Genomic DNA, 6,018 nt, shown 5'->3' on the forward strand with positions numbered 1-6,018 from the left:
TAACGAGTCGCCTGTCAACAATCCCGTGGCCGGCCGCGGCCCGCTCGATTCGCCTGGACGGAGCATTGTTGCCACCGTACTAGCATACTAGTCTGCCAGTACAGGGCTGACGGCCACACGACGAAGTGGGAGGCCTTTCCCATGCGGAGAAGGACCCGGCGCACCTCACCCGGACCACTCAGGGCGGTGTCCGCGGCCCTCGCGGCACTGCTGGTCACGGCGCTGTGCCCACCGGCCGCGGCGGCCGCGGCGGACGCCGTGTTCGGCATCGGCGCGGCGGACGGCTCGGCCGCCGAGTTCGCGCTCGGCCCCGGCGGATGGCAGGGCTACGCGGCGGCGTTCCCCGGCGACGCCGACTTCACCGTGGGCGTCGACGACCCCGCCCGCGACCTGCCCTACATCCAGCCGGGACCCATCGACGGCTGGGCCGGCAGCCGGCCGCACACGCTGACCCTGCGCGCGAACCTGACCGCGGCGCAGGCGGAGTCGTCCTACCTCACCCTGCACTACCTGGACACCCAGGAGAGCGCGCCACCGCGGCTGGACGTGTCGGTCAACGGCACCGCGGTGGGCTCGCGCCAGCTGCAGCGCGGCGCCGGCCGCGGGCACGTCGGCAACACCGGCGTGCGCCCGTCCACCGCGAGGGTCTTCGTGCCGGCCGCGGCCCTGCACGCCGGCGAGAACGTGTTCACGCTGACCCACGCCACCGGCTCGTGGGCGGTCTACGACCGGATCGAGCTGGTATCCGCGGGCGGCGTGCCGCCGGGGCTCACCCTCGACTCGCTGGCCCCGACCGTCCTGTTCGTACAGCGCGACGGTGCCGAGCGCCAGCTCGTGGACGTGTCGGTCACCAACGACGGCCCGGCCGCCGAGACGACGTTCACCGCGACCCAGAGCGGCCAGGCCTCGACGACCACGCTGACCGTCCCGCCGGGCACCTCGACCCAGCGGATCACCGTCGTGCCCGCCCCCGGCCCGGACCCGGTGCAGGTCACCGTGTCCGGCGGCGCCGGCGCCGCCGAGCTGACCGCTCCGCTGCCCTACCAGCGCCGCTGGGAGTTCCACATCGACCACGGCAGCCACCTCGACATCGGCTACACGGGGCTGCAGTCGGTGGTGCAGAAGCAGCAGAACGAGTACCTCGACCAGGCGGTCACCGGCTGCGAGAACACGAAGGACTACCCGGAGGCGGCGAAGTTCCGCTGGGGCATCGAGAGCATGTGGGCCCTGGACAACTACGTGCGCGAGCGGCCGCAGAGCCAGCTGGACCGGCTGGCGGCGTGCATCCGGTCGGGCCAGATCGAGATCACCGCGTCCTACGACAACAACCTGCACGACCTGCAGACCGGCGAGCAGATGGTGCGGATGGTCTACGCCGGGGCCAAGAAGTTCGAGCAGCGGTTCGACACCGACGTGGTCACCGCGTTCGAGAACGACTCCCCCGCGGTCAGCTGGCAGTACGTGCAGGCCCTGCACAAGTCCGGGGTGAAGTACCTCGTGGTCGGGCACAACGCCACCCGGGCACCGCACTCGCCCCAGTCGACCAAGCCGGGCCTGTTCTGGTGGGAGGCGCCCAACGGCGACCGGGTGCTGACCTGGTACACCAGCCCCGACACCAACTACACCGAGGGCTACGGCCTGTTCCCCGGCGGCAACCCGGTCGCCGACTTCGGCCAGTCCGTGGCCAACATCGACGCGCGGCTGCGCACCGTGCAGGCGACCGGCTTCGACCAGGACCTCTACCTCGCGATGTTCCGGCTGGACAACATCCCCGCGCAGCTCGGGCTCTCCGACTTCGCCAAGCGGTTCAACGAGACCTACTCCTCCCCCAAGGTCGTCGTGTCCACGCCGCGCCGGTTCTTCGGCGAGCTGGAGCGGCGCGGGGTCGACAAGCTCCCGGTGAACCGCGGCGACTGGTCGGACTGGTGGGTGGACGGCGCCGGGTCCTCGGCCCGGGAGACCGCGCTGACCCGTGACGCGCAGGACCGCACGGCCGACGCCGAGACCCTCGGCGCGCTCGCGAGCATGACCACCCCGACCGACGGCCGCCGTCAGTCCACACTGGACCAGTCGTACCGGCAGGCCGAGCTGTACACCGAGCACACGTGGGGTGCGTCCGGACCCAACTGGGACGATCCACAGTGGCCGGTGAAGCGGGCGTTCGCGGAGGACGCCGGCACGTTGTCCAAGCAGGCGCTCGACTCGACGCTCGCCGACCTGGCGGGGCAGGTGGCCAACCCCGGACCGTGGCCGTCGGTCGCGGTGTTCAACGCCCAGTCCTGGCAGCGGGACGGGCTCGTGACGCTGAGCGTCGGCGAGGGCCGGCTGGGCGGCAGACCGTTCCGGCTGACCGACGGCGACCGCGAGGTGCCCTACGAGGTCGTGTCGCGCACCGGCGGCCGGATCACCCTGCGGTTCGTCGCCCGCGACGTGCCCGCGGTCGGCTACAAGACCTACGGCCTGAGACCGGCCGAGCGGGACGACCGGGGTGGGCGCGAGTCGGCGCTGCGCGTCGACGAGCACGGCATGGAGAACGAGTTCTACACGCTGCGGCTCGACGAGCGGACCGGCGCGGTCACGTCCATCGTGGACAAGCGGACCGGCCGCGAGCTCGTGGACCAGGACTCCCCCTTCGCGGTCAACCAGTTCCTGTACCGGCCCAACGACGCCGGGACGAACAAGTGGAACGACAAGCTCACCTCCGACCGTCGACAGTGGACACCGACGGACGCGACGGTCCGGGTGGTCTCGCACGGCCCGGTGACCGCCACGCTGGAGATCACCCACGACCCCGGCGCAGGCGGCGCGGTCAGCGGTGTCCGCGCGCTCACCGAGCGGATCACGCTGACCGACGGCATCCCGCGGATCGACATCGCGAACACGGTGGACAAGACCCGGGTGGAGACCGCCGAGGAGGCGTACTACGCGTTCCCGTTCGAGGTCGACAACCCCGACGTGACCTACGAGATCCCGGCCGCGTCGGTGCGGTTCTACGACGACCAGATGCCCGGCGCGGCCCTGGACTGGCAGGCGATCGGGCGCTACGCCGACGTGTCCGACGACCGCGGTGGCGTGCTGTTCTCCGCACCGAGCGCGCCGATGGTCGAGTTCGACCACCTGCGCACCCAGGAGTGGCAGGCGCGCCCCGGCCGGCTCGACGGCGGCACGGTGGACCTCGACCCGAACCGGTACCGGCCCAAGTCCGGCTCGGTGTTCTCCTACACGCACAACAACCTGTGGGGCACGAACTACCGCATCGCGCAGGAGGGTCCGGTGACCTTCCGGTACGCGATCGGCAGCCACGCGGACGGCCACGACGCCGTCGCCGCCACCAGGTTCGGCGCCGAGGTGCACTCGACGCTGCACGGCGTCGGCGTGCCGGACCGCCGGCCCGGCGCCTACCACCCCGGCGCGCACTCGCTGGTGTCGGTGGACCGGCCCGGGGTGACCGTGCAGACCGTCAAGCGGGCCGACGACGGCGCGCCCGGGCTGACCGTGCGGCTGCTCGAGGTGGCCGGCCGGGACGGCACGACGACCGTCACGCTCCCGTTCCAGGTGGGTGCCGCGCAGCTCGCCGACGCCACCGAGCGTGCGGTGCGGCCGTTGTCCGCCGACGGGCGGACGGTCCGGGTGCCGGTCGAGGCACACGGCATCGTCACCGTGCTGGTGCAGCCCATGCTGTCGCTGACCGCACGCGCGGCCAGTCCCGTGGTCGCTCGCGGTGAGTCCACAGTGGTCACCGCGCAGCTACGCAACGACAGCCCGCGCACCGTGCGCGGCTCGGTGCGGCTGTCCGCGCCGGCCGGGATCACCGTGTCACCGGCCACCGTCCCGGTCGGCGACCTGCGGCCGGGCAGGGCGTTCGACGCGCGGTTCACGGTCGCCGTGCCGGCCGGCACGGCACCCGGCGACGTGGTGCTGACCGCGTCGGCCGACCTCGGCGCGAGCTCCGCGCTGCCGACGAAGCTGGCACTCACCGTGGTGAACCCGGTGGACGTGCTCGCCACGCCGGCGGAGCTGGACCTCGTCGAGGGCGCCGGGCAGCCGGTCCAGGTGACGGTGACCAACAACCTGCCCCGGCCGGTCTCCCCGACGGTCCGACTGTCCACTCCGGACGGATGGACGGTCGGCGGGGACGGCACCGTGGTCGCGCTGGCGGCCGGCGAGTCGAGGACGGTGCCGCTGGTCGTGACGCCGCCCGCGGGCTCGTTCGGCACCCACCGGCTGACGCTGCGGACCACCGGCGGCGCACCGGAGACCGCCGCCGAGCTGCCCGCGTCGGTCAGCCGGCCGGTGGCCATGGTGGGCAGGCAGGACCTGAGCACCGCGGAGTTCGCGCTGTCCCCGGGCGGGTACGCGGCCTACACCACGACGTTCCCGAACGGCGTGGACCTGACCGCGGGCGAGGACCCGAAGGGCGCGTGGAGCTACATCCAGCCCGGGCCGCAGGACAACTGGGCGGACAACCGCGACCATCCGGCCACGTTCCGCTTCACCCTGCCGTCCACACCGGACAAGAACCTGACGTTCACCGCGTGGTTGCTGGACACCAACAACTTCCACCCGCCGTACGTCCGGGTCGCGGTGAACGGCACGGACGGCGAGGCGATCGGGCTCCCACCGGGCGGCGGCGACGGCTACCACTGGGGCGACGGGAAGCCGAACCAGTACGGCGGCGTCCGGCCGGTCACCGTGAACGTGACGCTGCCCGCGTCGGCCCTGCACGCCGGCGAGAACGTCGTGACGATCTCCCGGCCGTCCGGCTCGTGGCTCGTCTACGACAGCTTCGGCGTGCGACAGCTGCCATGAGGCGGGTGCTCACGCTGTCGTTGGCGGTCGTGCTGCTGGTGCTGGCCGGTGTGCCGCCGGCCGGCCCGGCGGCCGCGCACCCGCACGGCAACTGGGGCAGCGCGTACCGCAGCGTGGACGGCGGCCGGATCTGGTTCGACCTGAACCGGCTGCACCCGGTGGGCACGGTGTTCGACGTGTCCGCGCCGCACCCGCCGCGGGTGTGGGAGGCCACCGACCGCGGGCTCCTGCGCAGCGACGACCTCGGCGACGGCTGGGCGCGGGTCGGCCCGGCGGCGATCGGCGAGCGGGTGCGGGTGGTCAGCGAGGACCCGGCGGACGGGTCCGTGCTGGCCGGCGGTTCCGGCGGGCTGTTCCGCGCGCCGGCCGACCTGTCCCGGTGGGACCGGGTGCTGCCGGTCGAGCCGCTGGCGCTGACCAGGACGGGCGGCACGGTGCTGGTGCGCAGCGCCCGGGGCTGGCACCGCTCCGGCGACGGCGGCCGGACGTTCGCCGACGACGCCGGCCCTGTCGCCTCGGTGCTCGGGCGGCCGGTGCTGGTCACCGCACGGCTCGGCGCGCTCCAGGTGGCCGGCACGGCGGACGGCGCGTACACGTCGAACGGCGGCGCCTACCGCGTCGTGCCGGGCACCGAGGGCCTCGCGGTCCTGGTCGCGCTGCCCACCGCGGACGGCGTGCTGCTCGGCACCAGCCGCGGGCTGCTGCGATTCCGGCCAGGCACGGCGGATCCACTGGTGCCCGAGCAGGACATCCCGCCGTTCCTCGCCATCGGCGCGGTCGAGGTGCCGGCGGACCGCCCGGAGGAGCTGTTCATCGCGACGTCGATCACCCCGTACCCGCTGCCGCCGCCGGTGCCGACCGCCGTCCGGCGCGAGCGCGGCGGAGTTCCCGGCGTGCTGTGGGTCGGCGGCGTCCTGATCGTGGTCATCGGCGCGGCCGCAGCCGCGGCGAGGCGACGGCGATGAGGTTCGCTGCCGTGCTCGGGGCCGTTCTCGGGTTCCTCCTGCTGCTCGCCGGTCCCGCGGCCGCGCACCCGCTGGGCGAGCTGAGCGTCAACCACGCCTCGGCCCTGCGCGTGTCGCCCGATGCCGTGCGGGTGCTGTTCGTCGTGGACCTGGCCGAGGTCCCGTCGGTGCCGGTACTGTCCACACTGGACTCCCGCTACGGCGCCTCGCGCTGCGCTTCCTACGCGGCCGAGCTGGACCTGCG

At 73.5% G+C, this 6,018-nt stretch carries 2 protein-coding genes and 1 pseudogene; all 3 read left to right on the forward strand.

The window, feature by feature from the left end:
* Positions 1 to 186 precede the first annotated feature (186 nt).
* Positions 187 to 4,809 carry a polysaccharide lyase family protein gene (locus VGD70_RS04985; RefSeq protein ID WP_331078569.1) on the forward strand — a complete coding sequence of 1,541 codons (4,623 nt, stop codon included), beginning with the start codon at positions 187 to 189 and terminating at the stop codon, positions 4,807 to 4,809.
* Complete coding sequence (locus tag VGD70_RS04990; RefSeq protein WP_331078571.1) at positions 4,806 to 5,774, forward strand: hypothetical protein; 969 nt, start codon at positions 4,806 to 4,808, stop codon at positions 5,772 to 5,774. The genes VGD70_RS04985 and VGD70_RS04990 overlap by 4 nt, the downstream gene beginning before the upstream one ends.
* Positions 5,771 to 6,018, forward strand: a pseudogene (locus VGD70_RS04995) (hypothetical protein); the annotation flags it as partial. The gene VGD70_RS04990 and the pseudogene VGD70_RS04995, both read left to right, overlap by 4 nt.

It is taken from the genome of Actinophytocola sp. (assembly GCF_036402745.1).
Taxonomy (GTDB): Bacteria; Actinomycetota; Actinomycetes; order Mycobacteriales; family Pseudonocardiaceae; genus Actinophytocola.

What these genes read in the sequence shown, in the direction of transcription:
- VGD70_RS04990 (WP_331078571.1), top strand. Translation starts at nt 4,806, where the DNA reads ATGAGGCGGGTGCTCACGCTGTCGTTGGCGGTCGTGCTGCTGGTGCTG.